The following is a 17,622-nucleotide window of genomic DNA, read 5'->3' on the forward strand; positions in this document are numbered from 1 at the left end:
CAGATTTTTTACCGACCCGGGTGGAAGCAGTGGTATGATTCGAAACCGAGCCACACTCACAGCCAGCCCCGAACACGAGGTGGCCCTCGACTGTATCGAGGCTGCTGTGGACGCAGCCGCACCAGATGTAGCCACTAGGTCAGCCATCAGCCGTGCCGGCGAGACGCTGACCATCGAGGAAACGACGTACGACCTCGGTAACTACAGCGATGTCGTCGTCGTCGGTGGCGGGAAAGCCGCGGGCGGCGTGACACGCGCGCTCGAATCCATTCTCAGCGACTCCCTCAGCGGTGGTCACATCATCGTTAAGCAGGCTGTCGACACCGAAACTGTCCGGAGTTCGGTCGGAGACCACCCGTTACCGTCCGACCGGAACGTCGAAGCAACAGCGGATATTCTCGAAACGGTCGAGGAAGCCGGTGAAGACACGCTTGTCCTGTTCGTCCTGACTGGCGGAGCCAGTGCGCTCCTGTCAGCCCCGGCCGGGGACCTGACCCTTGATGACCTCCAAACAACGACTGACAGGCTCCTCAGCGGGGGGGTTCCGATTGCGGAGATCAATGCCGTCCGCAAGCACCTCTCGGACCTGAAAGGCGGGCAGATAGCGCGGCGGGCGGCCCCCGCCACTGTCGCCGGACTGCTTCTCAGTGACGTGGTCGGCAACGACCTCTCGACCATCGGCAGTGGACCGTCGGTTCCGGACGAGACCACCTACGCCGATGCACTGGATGTGTTCGATAGATACGATCTCACCCCGCCGCCGGCCGTTCAGGAACACCTCGAAGCCGGGCGAGACGGAGAGATTCCGGAGACGCCGTTTCCCGACGACCCGGCCTTCGACCGGGTCACGAACTATCTCGTCGGAGATAACGCGACCGCACTCGATGCCGCCGCTGCCGTCGCACAGGACGCCGGGTACGAACCGCTCATGCTCACGTCTCGCCTGCGCGGAGAGGCCCGAGAAGTGGCGAAGCCGCTCGTCGCTATCGCCGAGGAGGCTACAGCTACGGGGACGCCGGTCGAGCCACCGGCTGTCCTTCTCGCCGGCGGCGAAACGACAGTGACCGTAACCGGAGACGGAGGACAGGGCGGCCCAAATCAGGAGTTCGTGCTCTCGGGCGCACTGGCCCACGACGGCGACGCGGTCATCGCTGCCGTTGACACTGACGGCGAAGACGGGAGTTCCGACGTGGCCGGTGCTATCGCCGACGGGACCGTCGTCGACGACCGGGAGCGCGCTCGTGAGGCGCTGCTGGCGAACGACGCCGGCTCGTATCTCTCAGACATCGGGGCGACGATTAAGACCGGACCGACCGGGACGAACGTCAACGACGTGGCTGTTATCGTTGTTCCCGACACGGACGAGTGACGAGCGTTTTCGGTATCGAACGGCAATTCTGGAACGGTTATTTTCCGTCGTGTACGGGCGGCCTGTGGGTCACGTTTATGACCAGACGGGCTGATAGAACACGTATGGACGCAAGCGATCAACAAATCGCGGCCAGCGCGCTTTCAGTGCCGGAGGAGACAATCATCGAGGCCTGTGGTGACCCGCAACTCCCCGACCTCGGCGTCATCGAGCAGGTCTGGGAGACGGACCCGATAGCTCCCGAGGATATCGAGTTACACGCGGCTCGTGCGGTCGAGTCCCTCTCGTTTGCCAACGTGCCTGACGGGGGCGAAATCGCCCTGGGTGTCGGAAGCCGCGGTATCGCGAACCTCCCTACCATCGTCGCTAGCGTCGTCGACGCGGTCTCGGACGCCGGTTACAAGCCGTTCGTCTTCCCGGCGATGGGAAGCCACGGTGGAGCCACCGGTGAGGGCCAGCGAACGATGCTGAACGAACTCGGCGTGACCGAATCGGCTATCGGATGTGAGATCAGATCCACCATGGATGTCGTCGAAGTCGGACGGACACCAGACCGGGACGTGCCCGTCGTCGCCGACGATAACGCCGTCGCGGCCGACGCCATCATCCCGATCAACCGCATCAAGCCACACACGGACTTCGACGGTCCGGTCGAAAGCGGGCTCTCGAAGATGCTCGTCATCGGCATGGGCAAGCAACGCGGCGCACAGATTGCCCACAAGTGGGCTGTCGACTGGTCGTTCCGCCGGATGATCCCAGAGATTACCGGCCAGCTACTCGAAGAACTGCCCATCGTCGGGGGCGTCGCAATCGTTGAGGACCAGCACGACGAAACGACGCTGATCGAAGGCGTGCCCCCGAGTGGCTTCCTCGACCGCGAGAAAGAACTATTAGAAACTGCCTACGACCTGATGCCGAAGCTTCCCTTCGAGGAACTCGATCTCGTGGTGTTCGACCAGCAGGGGAAAGAGATCAGCGGCCAGGGACTGGACACGAACGTTATCGGCCGCCGGCCGTTCTCGATTAACGAGCCCGCTCCGGAGACACCGGAGATCAAGCGCATCTACACGCGCGCGTTAACGGAGAAGACCCACGGGAACGCGATGGGCGTCGGCTCAGCGGACGTGATCCACGAGGACATCGTGGCGGAACTGGACGCACAAACGTCGCTCATCAACGCGCTCACGGCCAGCACGATCCGCGGGGTGAAACTACCGCCGGTGGTCGAGACCGACCGCGCCGGCATCGTCGCCGCGCTGTCGACAATCGGCGTCGTCGACACCGATACCGTTCGCGTGCTCCGTGCAGCCGACACGATGCACCTGCACCGGCTTTACGCGTCACCGGCCCTCGTCGAGGCCGCGCGCGAGCGCGACGACCTCCGTGTCGTCGAGGAACCGTCGCCGATCGAGTTTGACAACGGCCAGCTCAGCGCACCGTCACTTCGCGAGTAACCAGTTCCCTGACTTGTGCAGTGCTGCGTCGCTTTCGCCGTCGATCACGGCAGGGACACTCAAAGATTTATAAGGTCCGCTACTGATGTGTTAGCTACGGAGACCGCCAGCTGCTGGTAGCGGGCTGTCTCGTCAGCGCCGTACACGGCGCGCGAGCCACGTCTGTGCCCAGCCACGGCACCACCACACATGACATATAGAGCAGGCATAATCGGAACGGGCGGTATCGCGGGAATGGGTATCCTCGGCATGCACGACGAGGACGAGATCGGTACAGAGAAGATTGAAGCGAGCCACGCCGGCGGGTACGCGAGTACCTCGGAAATCGAACTCGTCGCCGTCGCTGATGTCGACGAAGAGAAACTGGCGACGTTCGGTGACGCGTGGGATATCCCGGCGGATCATCAGTACGTTGGTCACGACGCGATGCTCGAAGCCGAAGACCTCGACGTGGTCTCGGTCTGTACGCCGTCGTTTCTCCACCACGAACATACGGTAGACGCCGCGCAGTCGGCGGCCGACCCGGATATCATCTGGTGTGAGAAGCCCATCGCCTCGCAGGTCAACGCCGCCGAGGAGATGATCGACGTGTGCGAGGCGACGGACACCGAACTCGTCGTCAACCACTCGTTTCGCTTTACCGACAAACTCCAGCGCCTGCACGATCTCATCAACGAGCGAAACCTCCTCGGCGAGGTCAAGTCGGTGAGCACCCAATACCGGATGGAACTGATGCGAAACTCCACGCACGTCCTGGACACGCTCGTCTATCTCCTCGATACCAGAGCCTCGGAGGTCAGCGGGTACATCACGGGTGAAAACGAAGCCGTCGATTCGCTGGATGCGGCCCAGGAGGTCGTCGACGCCGGTGGCGGTGGGCACGTGGTGATGGACGACGAGTCCTTCGTGACTGTCGATTGTACCATCCCGCGGGACATGTCCTCGATGACGCTGAACTTCATCGGCACCGAAGGGAAGCTGTACATGAACAACGACGACGGCGAGTGGCGTTACTGGTCGCTTGAAGACGGCGAGCACACCGAGGAACCGCTGCCCGGAATCGAGGGCGCGTGGACCTGGGAAGACGATTACCAGCGGTCGTTCGCAAATGCGGCGACTCACGTTCAGGACCTGCTCAACGGCGAGTCCGAGAACTACTCGCCCGGCACCGAAGCCGTCAGGTCCCTCGAAATCATCGTCGGGTTCTACCTCTCACACTACACCGGGTCGTCGGTGGACATCCCGCTGGCCCAGCCGCTTCGGGACATCTCCATCACGTCCTGGTAAGCAACTGTTTGCAGCAGTATCCACGTCGCTGATCCGATTCTCCCTTGACCGATGATACAGCTACTTTCTGCTACTCAGTAGCGTTCGAAAACGATCTGCGGGGTTCCTGCTTGCTGACTACACTACTGAAAGTCGTCTCATAGTGATTCTTGTAGCGATTTACCGGTACGCGCCGACCCCCGGGGCAGCGCTATCCGGAAATAATCTACACTAATTACTATCAGTCGTCGAGCCACGGCGCGCCGTCGCGTTCGACGTACCGCTCGGTCCGCTCGATGGTCTCGATTCGCTCGATGTCTTCATCGTCGAGTTCGAGGTCCAGTGCGCCGAGGTTATCCCGAATGTGGGCCTCGCTCGTCGCCTTCGGCACGGCGCGGACGTTCTCACGCGAGAGCAGCCACGCGAGACTGATCTGTGGCGCGCTCACGTCGTGTTTCTCGGCGATGGCCTCCACCTCCGGAATATCGAAGACATCACCGCGGGCCAGCGGCGAGTAAGCGACGTGGTAGTAATCGTGTTCCTGTGCGTGTTCGACGAGTTCGTCCTGCTGTAACAGCGGGTGGGTCTCCACCTGGTGGGCGAACAGCGGCGATTCGAGGGTGTCAATCGCTTCGTCGAGAAGTTCCGTACTGAAGTTACAGACGCCAACGTAATCAATCAGCCCGCGATCGACGAGTTCGTCGAACGCCGGCAGCGTCTCGGCGGCGTCGTAGTTCCCGACCGGCCAGTGGACGTACAGCAGGTCGAGTGAATCGAGACCCAGTCGGTCGAGAGTGACCTCCAGTCCCTCGATGACTTCGTCGTAAGCCAGCCCGAACTTCTCCGCGTGGACCTTCGAGGCGACGAACACGTCTTCCCGCGGGACATCGGCGCTGGCGATCCCCTCGCCGACGGCCTCCTCGTTGCCGTAGTACTGTGCCGTATCGATGTGCTGGTAGCCCATCTCCAGGGCTGTCCGAACGCTCTCTGCGCAGACATCCGGGTCGGTGTTTTGCCACGTTCCGAGACCAAGGGCTGGTAGTTCGCTCATATACGAGAGGATACCAGCAACGCACATATTTCTTGTGATTACCCCTGATACGTCGGCCAGAGACGATGCTGCCGTCGGGCAGTGAAAAACGGATACTGGTTTGAAACGAGCGAGAGCGACACCTGTGACAGCGGTGTCCGATGCTCCCGAAGGCTACACCAGCTGCCGTCGCTCGGACCGCCGCTCTCTGAGCCAGCTGATAAGCTGCGGCAGGAACCGGTGTCGGATATCGAAGTACAGCGACACCGCGCCGTATATCCAGAGGGCGAACAGGAGCGTCATCGCAACGATGTAGGCGATGCCGGCAGTCGTCGGCATCTCAGGCTTCCCCCTCGACAGCCACTTCCTCGACAACTGCGGTGGCGTCGACGAGACTGTGCGTGATCGCGTCACCTGTTCTCCCGTCGAAGACGTGTACGTCGTCACGCGAGAACACGACCTCGATTGCGTCCCCTTCGCTGATGTCCTTGTCGGGATCGACACTCATGAGCAGTTCCGTGGTTTCGCCGTCAGTCTCGGAGAGCAGATAGGCATAAGTCTGGTCGCCGACCGGCTCCAGCACGTCCACGGTCACCGTGACGGGACGGCTCGGATGGGCGATGTCTTCGGCATCGGCCGCGAGATAGATGTCCTCCGGCCGGATTCCGACCGTGACCGGATCATCCTGCTGGAGCGGCGTGTTGGTCGTATCGAACTCGACACTGAAATCGCTGACATCGAGGTCGTCACCGTCGACCTGTCCGTTGAAGAGATTCATCGACGGACTGCCGATGAACTGTGCGACGAAGGTGTTCACCGGCCGGTTGTAACACTCAAGGGGCGGCGAACACTGCTGGAGTTCCCCGTCGTTGATGATCGCGATGCGGTCTGACATCGTCATCGCCTCCTCCTGGTCATGGGTGACATACACCGAGGTGATGCCCAGTTCCTTCTGGAGGCGCTGGATCTCCGTGCGCATCGCCACTCGTAGCTTGGCGTCTAAGTTCGCCAGCGGCTCGTCCATCAGGAACACGTCCGGTTCCCGCACAATCGCGCGGGCGATGCCGACACGCTGTTGCTGGCCACCGGAGAGTTCGTCGGGGCTGCGGTCGAGCATCCCCTCCAGTTGGACGATTTCGACGGCCTCCTCGACCCGCCGGTCGATCTCTTCCTGATCGAAGTCCCGGAGCCGCAGGCCGAAGCTGATGTTTTCATACACCGTCATGTGCGGGAACAGCGCGATGTTCTGGAACACCATCGCGATGTTCCGGTCCTTCGGTGGCTTATTTGTTACGTCCCTGCCGGCGATTTCTATCGTGCCACTCGTCGGTGTCGTCAGGCCGGAAATCGTCTCCAGGGTGGTGGATTTACCACAGCCGGATGGCCCGACCAGCGTGACGAACTCCCCGTCCTCGATGGTCAGGTTCATGCCTTCGACAGCGACGACATCTTCGTACTCTTTGCGAACGTCAGTGAGGTTGACTTCTCCCATTGTATTACTCCTTGAGGCCGCCCGCGGTCAGGCCGCGGACAATGTGTTCTTGTGCGATGATGACGAGCACTGCGATGGGAATAATCCCGATGAGGCTCGCGGCTGCCATCATGTTGTACATCTGTGTGTGTTGCTGCTGGAAGTTCAGAATCCCGTACACCAGGACGGCCCAGTTCTCCGGCGAGCCGTCGGTCATGATGAACGAGAAGAAGAACTCCCGATAGACGCCGATGAACACGATAATCGCGGCGGTCACGACGCCGGGGGCCGACAGCGGCATGATGACCCGGAACAGTGCGCCGAGTCGAGTCGTACCCTCGACCCTAGCGGCGTCTTCCAGCCCGTCGGGAATCTGGCTGTAGAACGTCGTCAGGATGAATATCGTGATCGGTAAGCTAAGCATCGTGAACGGGAACACCATCCCCCAGGGCGTGTTGTAGAGGTCCGGCGTCGGCGTCCCGAGGATGCTCAGCGACCCGGTGAGTAGCTCGAACAGCGGGATCAGGAAGGCGATGCCCGGGAAGTACGAGATGATCAGCAGCAACACTAGGAGCGGCCCCTTCCCGGGGAAATCGACCCGGCCAAACGCATAGCCCGCGAGGCTCCCCAGCGTGATACAGACGATGACCGTGATCGTCGCAATGAGGATGCTGTTGAAGATGTAGTGATGCAGCGGGTACTCCTGAACGACGGTCGCGAACACGCCGATGTTGAAGTTCTCGGGCACGACGCCCATCTGATAGAGCTGATTATCCGGCGTCACCGCCAAGACCAGTAGCCAGTAGAACGGGAACAGCGTGATCATGATGAACGAGACTAACCCGACCCAAAAGCCCAGCCGGTAGACATCGGCCGAGTTCTGGATCGTGTACTGGACGATACGGCCGGTCAGGCCGCTGTATTCCTGTTCACTCATGACGCATCAGCCTCCCGGAATCGAACGATGTATACCATGATTATCACGGCGATGACGACCGCGGTGATGAAGGCGATAGCCGACGCAGTCGCCCAGCGCTGTTGCCGGAAGGTCTGGACGACCAGACAGGTTAGCGTCGGCACCGTACTACAGCCCGCTGACGCCTCCACGATACCGTAGATCTTCATCGAACTGATCGTGTAGAAGATCATGCCGATGAACAGCACCGGCTTGATCTGCGGGAGGGTGATCATGCGGAACTGCTGCCACTTCGTCGCGCCCGCGACCTCGGCCACGTCGTAGAGGTTGCGGTCGATGCTCGCGATCCCGGCCATGATGATGAGCGCGATGAAGGGGATCTTCCGCCAGATATCGATGAGAATGACGATGATGGTGGAGTCCTGGCTGTTTATCAGCGGGTTGTCGCTGAACACGCCCAGATTCGCCAGCGGCTCGACGAACGGGCTCAGCGACGGCTGGAACAGCAGGAAGAACATCATTCCCTGGATGACGATCGGGATCGACCACGGGAGGATGACGATAGTGCGTGCGTACCGTCGCCCTTTGAACTCCTTGTTGAGGATGATCGCCATGCCAAGTCCCATCACAGTCCCGATGGCAACGCTCACGACCGTGATGAGCAGCGTAACGATCAGTGCGCTGGAAAACGGTGCTTGCAGGTCAAAGAACGGCGACGACAGGATCGCGTTGGCGTCGCCGCTGAGTATCTGGACGTAGTTTTCCAGGCCGACGAACTCACCGATCGGGTGCGTTCCGGTCAGGTCGTCGTCCTGTAGCGAGAAGTACAACGTCTTGACCAGCGGATAGAACGCCAGGACTGACAGGACGAGGAAGACGGGCGACACGAGCAGGAACCCGTATTTGGCCTCGTCCAACTGCTCGATCCTGAGAAAGATCGGTGATACTGCTTGCTGGACTTTTTGTTTCATAGTGTTCGTATTAGCACAGCCCGTAGCCCGGGGACTTGTAGATTACTACGCGCGGTGTCGAAGGTCGGGGCACGCTTACGACTCCTGTTCCTCGATCTGTTCAACCTGTTCCTGCGCAGCGGCGACAGCTTCTTCGGGTGATTTCTGCTGATTGAGACAGGCGTGGAACTCCTGTCCGATGGCGGACTTCTGTGGGTCCCAGACAGCGTTGATCGGCGGTGCGAACTGGTTCTCGGACTGGAACTGCAGCGTGTCGAGATAGCGGTTCATCACGTCCACTTCCTGCGCCCGGTCGGAGCTGAACAGGCCGGGTTTGGGCGGCGTCGAACCGGTTGCCTCGAAGATGGTGAGGTAGAACTCGTCTGAGGTCATCGCCTTGATGACCTCGACAGTCGCGGCCAGCTTCTCCGTGTTCGGGTTGATCGAGAGATGCCAGCCGCCGAGTTTGGCGTTCGTCCCGCCGGTGCCCTCGTAGGCCGCCTCCGACTCGGCGACGCCGTAGGGATACGGCATAACCCCGAGGTCTTCGCCGAATTTCTCCTCGCTGCCGTAGTCGGCGATGGCGAACGACCAGTTCCGGTGCATGACCGCTTCACCCGCGTTGAACGACTCCATCGACGGGGATGTGTCCCAGCCAAGCGCATTCGGTGGCGTGATGCCGCCGGTGAGGCCCTCAATCGCGTACTCGTCGTCGCTGCCGTACAGGAACGTCCGGAACTGTCGGAGCGTCTGGATGGTCTGTTCCTCGTCGATTGTCACGGGGCGGTCGCCGATGGGCCCGTTCTGGTTCGACATGTCGCCGAAGTAGTTGCCCCCGTTCGTGACGAGGTGTTCGTAGCCGCTGATGCTCCCGATGTTCCGCTGGTTCATCGCGGACGTGTAGCCGTGGTCGGTGCCGGCCTCCTCCTTGGCCGCCTTCGTGACCTCGGCGAAGTACTCCCACGTGAGCGGTTCAGTCGCCCAGTTCTCGCCCTCTGGGTCGTAGCCGGCGGCTTCGACGAGATCCTTCCGATACTGGATCGTCGGGATGTCGATGAACTGGGGGACACCGTACAGGCCGCCGTCCCAGCGCATCGAGTCGACCATCACCTGTGAGTAATCGTTTTCCAGCTCGGTCATCTTCTCGTCGCTGAGGACTCCCGAGAGGTCGAGCAGCCACTCCCGTGGCGCGAAAAACGGCGTGTACGAGAAGTTCGTCAGCATGAAGTCCGGCGTCGACCGTCCGGCCGAGAGGATCTGGTTGTACCGGTCCTGAAGGTCGTCGGCACCCCAGACGGTTGTCGAGAAGTTGATGTCGATACTCTCGGGCAGTCCCGCGTCGTAGGCGGCCTGCTGGAGCTGGTCGGAGATGTTCCCAAACAGGGGGGCTGTACTGTACTCGACTGTCACGTCCTCCCCGTTGTACTCGATGTCTTCGGCTGTCGGCGTCTCGCCCCCGCTGCTGCCGTCACCACCGTCTCCGCTTCCGTTTCCGGTCCCCGAACAGCCGGCCAGTCCAAGCGCCACGCCGGTCGCGCCCATCGACGCGACGAACTGTCGGCGTGAAAGCGCACTGGCAGCTTTTCGGGTGTTCGTGGTTTTACCGCTATTGCGTACCATACTCGCCATATCATACTCTCCCTATATAAAATTATTGTTAACGTAGATTTCCACACGCCAGGTCGCACCCCGTCAGACGGTCGGCTGAGGTGTTCGTTACGTGCTAACATTTCGTATCCAAAACTATAAGAAATAATAGTTTGACATTTGAGCCGCTGTGGCAACACAGCTCGCGTTACCATGAGTCACGACGATGTCTCTCCGACCGACAGCGAATCGACTTCAGACTATACGCTCCCGCGTCGAGGCGCACTCGCCTTGCTCGGGGCTGGCATTGTTGGCCTCGGGACTGGGTCCGCAAGCGCAACACAGAACGGCGGCAACGGGAACCAGCCGTGGTACGACTGGGGAGCTGACGTGGATGCACACGAGAACGCGTTGCAGAACCTCGGTGCGCTCTCGATGGCTGGCAATGACGCCGCAGTCTCCGATTTCACCGGCGACAATCTCTCTGTTACCGACGGCACACTCAATGCCAGCGGTAGCATCCCGGGATCAGTCCATATCGTCACGGAGTACCCGGGCGAGACACTCGACCAGAAAATCGAGAACGTACTCGCTGCGCTGCCCGAAGGCGACGACATCCCGAACCAGCAGCCCGGCCATCGCATCGTGGTCCCTGCCCCTGATCCCGAGGACCCCGCCGCGGCCGACGGGCTGCCGGCGTGGCGCGTCGAATCACCGATTGTCATCGACAACAACACCGGCAAGCTCGTCTTCGACATGGGCTGGACGCTCATCTATGCGACCGAGTCCATCGAGAGCTTCTTCGTCATCGGGCCGGACGAGAAAACGGAAAACATCACGCTCAACGGCGGGATGTTCTACGCACAGGAGAACCTCGAACGGTCGTTCATCGATATCCAGGGTCTCGGTCACGGACACATCTCGCGGATGTATCTCCAGAACCTGGAAGGGCGCAACACCGTTCCGGCCGGTATCAGACTGGCCGATTACCACGGCTCTAGCGAACTGACGGTCCACGACACCGAGGTCACAGGCTGTACCGACGCCTTCCTCGCCGAACACGGAAGCGACGACGTGCCGTACGGCCCCGCCTTCGATCTGGACATCTACAACTGGCGCGGCGGTGGCGGCGAACACAGCATCCGAATCGATGGCGGCGCGACTATCAACCTGGATTCGATACAGTGTGGCGGCCACCCGCTCCAATCCGTCAGCGAGAGCATCGTCAAACTTGAGAACTCGGTCACGTCAACGCGGAAGGTGTCGATATCGAACGTCCGGGAGCGCCACAACGCGATGGAGTATCACAGCGGCGTCACCGTCGCTGACGCGACCGATGGCGATGGTGACAGACACGACGGCGTCTACATCCAGAACGTCGACTGCTACAACGCCGAAGTCGGCACCGACATCGAATACGTCACCTACTTCGACCAGCAGAATATCCGTCCAGCACCGGAAGTCGGTGGCGACGCCGCCGGGTCGACGCGGTGGTTCGACGACGGGATACAGCGCCACGAAACGTCACAATCCCACGCGTTCCACGCGGGGTCTGGCGACGGGGCATCCTTCGTAGTCGAAGAGTCAGACGTTCAGATCCCAGGTGCCGGTAACGGTGCCATACTCACGACGCCTGACGGATCGAGCGAGTATCGCGTTCGCGTGGACAACGACGGCTCTCTCGTGACCGAACAGGTGGGGAGTGGCGGCGACACGCGCTCTGGTATCGTCGACAGTTTCGAGAGCGGTGACCTCTCCGCGTATGACGGAGCCACCGACGCGTACGTCGTGAACGGTGACCCGCCAGTGGCGGACGGCGACAACAGCCTGAAGAACACGTCCGGCGATCCCGCTATCATCATCTCGACGGAGGGGCTACCCCGCTATCCACAAGCGGGTGATACGTTCGCGGCCACGGCCGCACGGACCGAAACGACCAGCAATCTCGGCATCGCGTTCGGTGTCCAGAGCGAGCAGGACTTCTATTTCGCTCGCGTCTATCCGGAGGGAGACAGCGACAGACTCCAGCTCTACAAGCGCGAAAACGGTGACTACACGCAGTTAGCCGAATCGGGCGTCACAGTTGATACGGGCGTCCTGTACGACTTCGTCATCGACTGGGCGTCACTCGGGACTATCGATGTCTCCCTCCGTGGTCCAGACGGGTCCGAGCTAGCATCCGTGGCGGCGACCAACGAGACGTTCAAAGACGGCGGTATCGGAGTTCGAAGCACCGGCGTCCTCGACAACGTGCGCATCCTCTGAGATGGCCCCACCACACCACAGTTCAGCGTTGCCAGTGCTGTAGGTGCGAACAAGCGGATCAGGCCAACTCTGACAGCCGAGAGTTGCCCTGATCCAGTATTACTGGATCTGAATTTGGCAAAGCTGGAATAGATTTATGTCTGTCGGCGTGTTCCTGTCGTTTATGGTTGACCAGCAGAACGCTAACGCTGTCAAAACAGCACAGACGACGTTCGAGATCCTAGAAGAGTTGAAGGACCGAAACGAAGCGACGTTAGCGGAGTTGACACAGGCGTTTGACCTGTCAAAGAGCAGTATCCACAACTACCTCACGACGCTGGAGGCGGACGGATACGTCGTCAAGGAGGGTGGTCGGTACAAGGTCGGCCTCCGACTACTCGATCTCGGCGGCCACGCACGACATCATGAACGGATATACGACATCGCGAAAGACGAGGTGGCGGCGTTGGCCGAGGAAACGGGCGAGCTGGCGAATCTCATGGTCGAACAGAAGGGGAAAGGGGTGTACCTCTACCGAACGCACGGTGCGGATGCAGTCAAGACGGATTCCTACACCGGACAGCGCGTGTATCTCCACAACACCGGTCTCGGGAACGCCATCCTCGCGCATCTCCCGCGCGAGCGTGTCAATAAAATTATGGACACGCACGGGATGCCCGCAACGACGGAAAACACGATCACCGACCGGGAGGAGTTGTTCTCCCATCTCGAACAGGTTCGAGAAGCCGGGATCGCCTTCGACGATGAAGCCCGTGTCGAGGGACTCCGCTGTGTCGCGGTGCCCATCGTCAACAACAACAACACCGTCGAGGGAGCCATAAGCGTCTCCGGCCCGACCAGCAGATTCCAGGACGAGCGGTTCCGTGAGGAACTGCCTGCGAAGCTCAAAAGCGCAGCCAACGTAATTGAACTGAATATTACATACACGTGAACGGCCCACGTAGCAGTATCAAGCATTCCTGATAGTCGGTTCAGAAATACAATACGTAGGTCCAGCTTGAACGAATAGACTGGTCATCAATCGAGAATTTTCACTAATTATGCGATGGTCTCCGGGATATATTCGCTTGTGTCCCACAATATGGGATAAAATTCAGAATCGCTGCTACCACGTCGGTACATACTGAAGGCATCACAGGAGATACAGACAGCTACGGCCTGGGATAATAGATGTACGCGTGTTATATGAAATCGATATCAGCAGGCCGCAGAGTTCGGGATCCAGGTTTGAGACTGCTCAGGTGACACCCAAAGTAAGAGCATGGGCGGTATGGTGGAACCGAGCATCTCCGATTTATCACAGGCGTACATGCGTTATTCTGTTAGGGTTCTACCGAGCCTTCACCGTCGTTGTCGAATGTATGAGTGGGTATCCGGTGATGTCGGAAAATTTCGGCTGGGTGTTTCAGGAAGTATCCAGAAACCAGCTCGACTTCTGCTATCGTTTTGTGTGGAGTTCGTATGAACCCTCTGGCTATCTCTCCACACGAACCACGATAACCAGTAACGTCTCAGTTTGCACTAACCGGACATTTGGTCGGTGCGCTCCCCCTGATTTATTCAGGTACTCCGGTGTGCCATGCAATTTTTCCGATAATATCGGATACTTTGTCCGAACTCAGGGCCTCCGAAGTAGGTTTGAACGATATATCGAGTGTTTCAACCGACAATTCGATAAAATCAGTACGCGAGCGGCATCGTATGCGGTATCTGGCCGACGGTTCGACATCGATTTCGAGGTATCAAGTGATATTTTTCCGATAACACCGGAAAGAATGAAACTGAGTGACACGCCAGTTCGGGGAAGAAATCGTGCTGGGAGGTTAGGCGCAGTTCATCACTCACGAATACTCGAAACGTGACGCCTAGCGGTCACACCATCCGATACACTTCGTCCATCCACTGGTCCTCCGAATCGACGAGGATCGGGTCCATCACCTCTCCCCATTCTTCTTGAGCCTCGCTGTTTGCCATGACCTCCTTGATCCTCTCGGCGTCTTCGACCGTCATAAACCCGAACACGTGGCCGTCTTTTTCGAACACGCTGTAGGTCTCGATTCCGGCCCCCGAATCGAGATACGCCGATTCGAGCGCGTCCGGCACGTCTTCGTGTTCCTCGCGGTATGCTTCGCGCTGGCCTTCTTTGATCCGAAGGTGAAACGCTATGCGTTCCATGTGTGCGCGTTCGGTAGCTCCTGACATAATTCTTCCGCGGGCAAGACTTAGGTTCGTCACCGACGACACATCGGATATGTTCGATACGCATACGCACGCATGGGGCGCTGCGACCGAAGAACACCCGTGGGTGAACGGGCCGATACTGGACCTCGTCGATTCGTTCGACGTACATACCGTGTATACGGCCGACCGGCTCCTGGCGGATATGGACCGCAACGGCATTGACGACGCCGTCGTCGTCGGCTACCCGATTTGTGATTGGACGGATAACTGGTACACACGGCAGGTCGCAGCCGAACACGACCGACTGCACGGCATCGTGATGCTCGATCCATTCGCCGAGGACGCGACAACTCAACTGCGCGAGTGCATGCAGACAGAGGGTGTTTTCGGGTTCCGCCTCAGTGCGGCCTGTCCGTACGACCGGATGTGGGAGACATTCGACCCCAGCGTCTCCTGGCTCCGCGATGCGATTGCGGAGACCGAGTTCTGGGAGACGGCACTGGAACTGGATGCGACGGTCCAGATACTCTGTGACCACAGTCAACTCGACCAGGCGCTGGAACTGGTCGAGACGTATCCAGAGCTGACGTATCTGTTCGACCATTTCGCCCACGCGGACCCAGAGACGCCGACGGACAACGGGACGTTCGCGCAGTTCGCCGAACTCGCCGAATACGAGACAGTTGCGGTGAAGGTGTCAGAAATCCCGCATATGTCCGACTCCGAGTTCCCCTACGCGGACATGCACGACCACGTCCGCTGGTATCTGGACACGTTCGGCCGGGACCGCGTCATCTGGGGCTCAGACTACCCGAACGTCAGCGACGTGGCGAGTTACGCGGAAGCGCAAAACTGGCTTCGTGAGGTGGATTCAGTTTCGGCACAGGACCGCGAGTGGATAACGGACCGCTCGTTCCGACAGCACGTCGGCATCGAGTGAGATCAACCGCTTACGTCGCCAATAGCTCGATTGGATGACGTGGCTGTCGTTCCAGCAGGGCGTCGATCTGTTCGAGACAGGAGGTCCCGCTGGCGACCACGGCCCGCTCTTGGACGCCATCATCGCGCAGTTGCGTCCGGAGCCTGTCGCCGACATCCATGCTCAGTTCGTAGTAGTCGGACTTGTACCCGAAGCTCCCGGCCATGCCACAACACTCCACGTCGGACGTGACCACGTCGTAGCCGCAGTCTTCGAGGACAGCAACGGTATGGGCTTCGAGCCCGAGCGTCCGCTGCTGGCAGTGGCTGTGGTACGCGATTTCGGCCCCCTCGACAGTCGACAGTGAATCGACGGACGCCCCGTTGTCGAGCAGTCCGAAGACGTACTCGAACACCTCGTAGCTGTTCTCCGCAATGTCGGTGAACGCCGCCTCGTCGAGCAGTCGCTCGTACTCGCGCGTGAACATCGCGTGGTCGCTCGGTTCGATGACGACCACGTCTCGGCCGTCCTCGATATGAGGAGCGAGCGACTCTGTGACTCGTTCCGCGTGGTCGGTCGCCGTTGAAATCATCCCCTGGGACAGCGGTGCGCGCCCGCTGGAGGGCGTCGGTGGAACCACCACGTCGACACCTAGCGATTCGAGGACCTTCACGGCGGCTTTGCCACGGTCGACCTGCACGTGGTTCGTGTACAGGTCCGGGTAGAGTACCGCCCGGCGTTCGGGGTCCTCTACCCGTGAATCACGGGAAGCGGCCCAGTCGACGAGCGTCTCTCGCTCGAACGTCGGGAGGTCCCGACGCGGGTCGATGTCCAAAATGCGGTCCATTGCCCGTCGAGAGAGGGTCGTCTCGGCCAGCCAGTTCGACACCGGGGCGGTGGCGCTGCCCAGTTTCGCAACGGTCTCGAAGTTCCCGAAAAAGCGCTTTTGCAGGGGCGCACCGTCCTCCTCTTCGTCGGGAGTGAGCCCGTCGACGAGCCACTCCCCAGGGGCGTCCTTGTCGCGGTTGATCCGGTCCCGGACGACAGTGTTGATCCACGGGATGTCGATGCCGACCGGACAGGCGTTCACACAGCGCGTACACCCGGTACAGAGGTCGTTGAACTCCTCGGCCACGTCCAGGCCCTCGATGCCGGCTTCCCAGCCGGTCGCAATGCCACCCGAATACGTCTCCCCGCCGAAGGCGTGGCCGCCGACGCTCTGGAAGTTCGCACAGGAGTTCGAGCAGGCGGAACACCGGATGCAGTACAGCGTCTCCCTGAGGTGTTCGTCATCGCGGATCTCAAGCCGACCGTTGTCGATGAGCACGAGATGGAAATCGCGGTCGGAATCGAATTCTGATAGCGGCGTTTGGTCGTCGGTGAAATCGACGACCGGCGTATCGACCGGCGGGGTCAGCAGCGAGACGTACGACGTGATGTCCTGGCCGGTCCCCGACCGACCGATGAGTTCGATAAAGGGATGCAGGTCCGAAACCGTCGGGATGACCTTCTCGACGCCGGCCACGGCGACGTGTGTATCCGTCGCCGCGACTGTTTTGCGGGCGTTACCCTCGCTGGTGACCAGCGCCATCGTCCCGGTATCGGCCGTGATGAAGTTCGCGCCTGTGATACCGACTTCCGCGTCGATGATCTGTTCACCCAGTTTCTCGCGGGCGAAACGGGTCAACTCCTCGGCGGTTTCCAGCGGTTCGTCGGGGTCGAACCGTTCGTTGAACAGTTCTGCGATGCTTTCGCGGGATTTGTGAATCGCTGGAGCGACGATGTGGGAGGGGGCTTCGTCAGCGACCTGCAACACCCACTCGCCCAAGTCCGTCTCGACCACATCCACGCCGTCTTCTTCGAGTGCGTCGTTGACCTCGATCTCCTCGCTCGTCATCGACTTGCTCTTAACGACCCGGTCGGCTGCTCGCTCGTCGACAACGTCGCGGATGTAGTCGTTCGCATCGGCGGCGTCGTCGGCGATATACACCGTCCCGCCGTTCGATTCGATGGTTTCGGTCAACTGGTCGAGAAGATTCGGTAGATCGGCGATAGCGTCCTCTTTGATACTCCGGGCGGCGCGTTTGAGGTCCTCGTAGTCTTCCAGGTCCGCCACAGAGTCATAGCGCCCCGCGTTGAATCCCTGCGTGTTTTCCGCGATTGCCGCTCCTTCCGTCCGCATCAGTTCGCGGAGTTCGTCGGCGGTCGCCATCG

Annotated in this window: 14 protein-coding genes; 6 read left to right on the forward strand and 8 right to left on the reverse strand. The window is 60.2% G+C overall.

Annotation, left to right across the window (positions count from 1 at the left end; translation table 11 throughout):
- Nucleotides 1-34: 34 nt before the first annotated feature.
- The 3 genes from Harman_RS15815 to Harman_RS15825 all read left to right on the forward strand — a co-directional run bounded on the left by Harman_RS15815 (nucleotide 35) and on the right by Harman_RS15825 (nucleotide 4,110).
- A complete protein-coding gene (locus tag Harman_RS15815) occupies nucleotides 35-1,369 on the forward strand; it encodes a glycerate kinase type-2 family protein (protein WP_137684741.1) in 1,335 nt (444 codons plus the stop codon).
- 104 nt (nucleotides 1,370-1,473) lie between these two features.
- A complete protein-coding gene (locus tag Harman_RS15820; protein WP_137684742.1) occupies nucleotides 1,474-2,823 on the forward strand; it encodes a DUF362 domain-containing protein in 1,350 nt (449 codons plus the stop codon).
- 189 nt (nucleotides 2,824-3,012) lie between these two features.
- The gene (locus tag Harman_RS15825) at nucleotides 3,013-4,110 is read left to right on the forward strand and encodes a Gfo/Idh/MocA family protein (RefSeq protein ID WP_137684743.1); all 1,098 of its coding nucleotides are present in this window, start codon (nucleotides 3,013-3,015) and stop codon (nucleotides 4,108-4,110) included.
- A 220-nt stretch (nucleotides 4,111-4,330) separates the two neighbouring features.
- Here Harman_RS15825 and Harman_RS15830 read toward each other — a convergent pair whose 3' ends face one another.
- The 6 genes from Harman_RS15830 to Harman_RS15850 form a co-directional block, all read right to left on the reverse strand.
- Nucleotides 4,331-5,140, reverse strand: coding sequence for an aldo/keto reductase (locus Harman_RS15830; protein WP_137684744.1), 810 nt, complete (start codon nucleotides 5,138-5,140; stop codon nucleotides 4,331-4,333).
- A gap of 153 nt (nucleotides 5,141-5,293) precedes the next feature.
- Nucleotides 5,294-5,458 carry a hypothetical protein gene (locus tag Harman_RS21620; protein ID WP_200830922.1) on the reverse strand — a complete coding sequence of 55 codons (165 nt, stop codon included), beginning with the start codon at nucleotides 5,456-5,458 and terminating at the stop codon, nucleotides 5,294-5,296.
- 1 nt (nucleotide 5,459) lies between these two features.
- Entirely contained in the window at nucleotides 5,460-6,611 is a 1,152-nt protein-coding gene (locus Harman_RS15835; RefSeq protein WP_137684745.1) for an ABC transporter ATP-binding protein, read from the reverse strand.
- Nucleotides 6,612-6,615: 4 nt separating this feature from the next.
- On the reverse strand, nucleotides 6,616-7,527 hold the full coding sequence (locus Harman_RS15840; RefSeq protein ID WP_137684746.1) for a carbohydrate ABC transporter permease: 912 nt from the start codon (nucleotides 7,525-7,527) through the stop codon (nucleotides 6,616-6,618).
- A complete protein-coding gene (locus Harman_RS15845; RefSeq protein WP_137684747.1) occupies nucleotides 7,524-8,477 on the reverse strand; it encodes a carbohydrate ABC transporter permease in 954 nt (317 codons plus the stop codon). Before Harman_RS15845 ends, Harman_RS15840 begins: the two co-directional genes overlap by 4 nt.
- Before the next feature lie 75 nt (nucleotides 8,478-8,552).
- The gene (locus Harman_RS15850) at nucleotides 8,553-10,076 is read right to left on the reverse strand and encodes a substrate-binding domain-containing protein (protein WP_235007234.1); all 1,524 of its coding nucleotides are present in this window, start codon (nucleotides 10,074-10,076) and stop codon (nucleotides 8,553-8,555) included.
- A 180-nt stretch (nucleotides 10,077-10,256) separates the two neighbouring features.
- Between Harman_RS15850 and Harman_RS15855 the strand changes: the two genes are divergently transcribed.
- Both Harman_RS15855 and Harman_RS15860 read left to right on the forward strand, forming a co-directional pair.
- Nucleotides 10,257-12,308 (forward strand): hypothetical protein, encoded by a 2,052-nt coding sequence (locus Harman_RS15855; RefSeq protein WP_137684748.1) that lies wholly within the window; start codon nucleotides 10,257-10,259, stop codon nucleotides 12,306-12,308.
- Between the two features lie 163 nt (nucleotides 12,309-12,471).
- A complete protein-coding gene (locus tag Harman_RS15860; protein ID WP_137684749.1) occupies nucleotides 12,472-13,239 on the forward strand; it encodes an IclR family transcriptional regulator in 768 nt (255 codons plus the stop codon).
- A 941-nt stretch (nucleotides 13,240-14,180) separates the two neighbouring features.
- Here the strand turns inward: Harman_RS15860 and Harman_RS15865 are convergent.
- Entirely contained in the window at nucleotides 14,181-14,483 is a 303-nt protein-coding gene (locus Harman_RS15865) for an L-rhamnose mutarotase (protein WP_137684750.1), read from the reverse strand.
- 76 nt (nucleotides 14,484-14,559) lie between these two features.
- On the opposite strand from Harman_RS15865, the gene rhcC reads away from it, so the two are divergent.
- Nucleotides 14,560-15,429 carry an L-rhamnono-1,4-lactonase gene (gene rhcC, locus Harman_RS15870; RefSeq protein ID WP_137684751.1) on the forward strand — a complete coding sequence of 290 codons (870 nt, stop codon included), beginning with the start codon at nucleotides 14,560-14,562 and terminating at the stop codon, nucleotides 15,427-15,429.
- A gap of 10 nt (nucleotides 15,430-15,439) precedes the next feature.
- On the opposite strand, the gene Harman_RS15875 is transcribed toward rhcC, so the two are convergent.
- Nucleotides 15,440-17,620, reverse strand: coding sequence for an LUD domain-containing protein (locus Harman_RS15875; protein ID WP_137684752.1), 2,181 nt, complete (start codon nucleotides 17,618-17,620; stop codon nucleotides 15,440-15,442).
- Between the last annotated feature and the right edge of the window lie 2 nt (nucleotides 17,621-17,622).

This window comes from Haloarcula mannanilytica (assembly GCF_005406125.1).
GTDB classification, from domain to species: Archaea; Halobacteriota; Halobacteria; order Halobacteriales; family Haloarculaceae; genus Haloarcula; species Haloarcula mannanilytica.

Excerpts from the sequence above, each read along its gene's own strand:
- Harman_RS15815 (WP_137684741.1), top strand. The coding sequence starts at position 35 with ATGATTCGAAACCGAGCCACACTCACAGCCAGCCCCGAACACGAGGTG.
- Harman_RS15820 (WP_137684742.1), top strand. The coding sequence starts at position 1,474 with ATGGACGCAAGCGATCAACAAATCGCGGCCAGCGCGCTTTCAGTGCCG.
- Harman_RS15825 (WP_137684743.1), top strand. The coding sequence starts at position 3,013 with ATGACATATAGAGCAGGCATAATCGGAACGGGCGGTATCGCGGGAATG.
- Harman_RS15830 (WP_137684744.1), bottom strand. The coding sequence starts at position 5,140 with ATGAGCGAACTACCAGCCCTTGGTCTCGGAACGTGGCAAAACACCGAC.
- Harman_RS21620 (WP_200830922.1), bottom strand. The coding sequence starts at position 5,458 with ATGCCGACGACTGCCGGCATCGCCTACATCGTTGCGATGACGCTCCTG.
- Harman_RS15835 (WP_137684745.1), bottom strand. The coding sequence starts at position 6,611 with ATGGGAGAAGTCAACCTCACTGACGTTCGCAAAGAGTACGAAGATGTC.
- Harman_RS15840 (WP_137684746.1), bottom strand. The coding sequence starts at position 7,527 with ATGAGTGAACAGGAATACAGCGGCCTGACCGGCCGTATCGTCCAGTAC.
- Harman_RS15845 (WP_137684747.1), bottom strand. The coding sequence starts at position 8,477 with ATGAAACAAAAAGTCCAGCAAGCAGTATCACCGATCTTTCTCAGGATC.
- Harman_RS15850 (WP_235007234.1), bottom strand. The coding sequence starts at position 10,076 with ATGGTACGCAATAGCGGTAAAACCACGAACACCCGAAAAGCTGCCAGT.
- Harman_RS15855 (WP_137684748.1), top strand. The coding sequence starts at position 10,257 with ATGAGTCACGACGATGTCTCTCCGACCGACAGCGAATCGACTTCAGAC.
- Harman_RS15860 (WP_137684749.1), top strand. The coding sequence starts at position 12,472 with ATGGTTGACCAGCAGAACGCTAACGCTGTCAAAACAGCACAGACGACG.
- Harman_RS15865 (WP_137684750.1), bottom strand. The coding sequence starts at position 14,483 with ATGGAACGCATAGCGTTTCACCTTCGGATCAAAGAAGGCCAGCGCGAA.
- rhcC (WP_137684751.1), top strand. The coding sequence starts at position 14,560 with ATGTTCGATACGCATACGCACGCATGGGGCGCTGCGACCGAAGAACAC.
- Harman_RS15875 (WP_137684752.1), bottom strand. The coding sequence starts at position 17,620 with ATGGCGACCGCCGACGAACTCCGCGAACTGATGCGGACGGAAGGAGCG.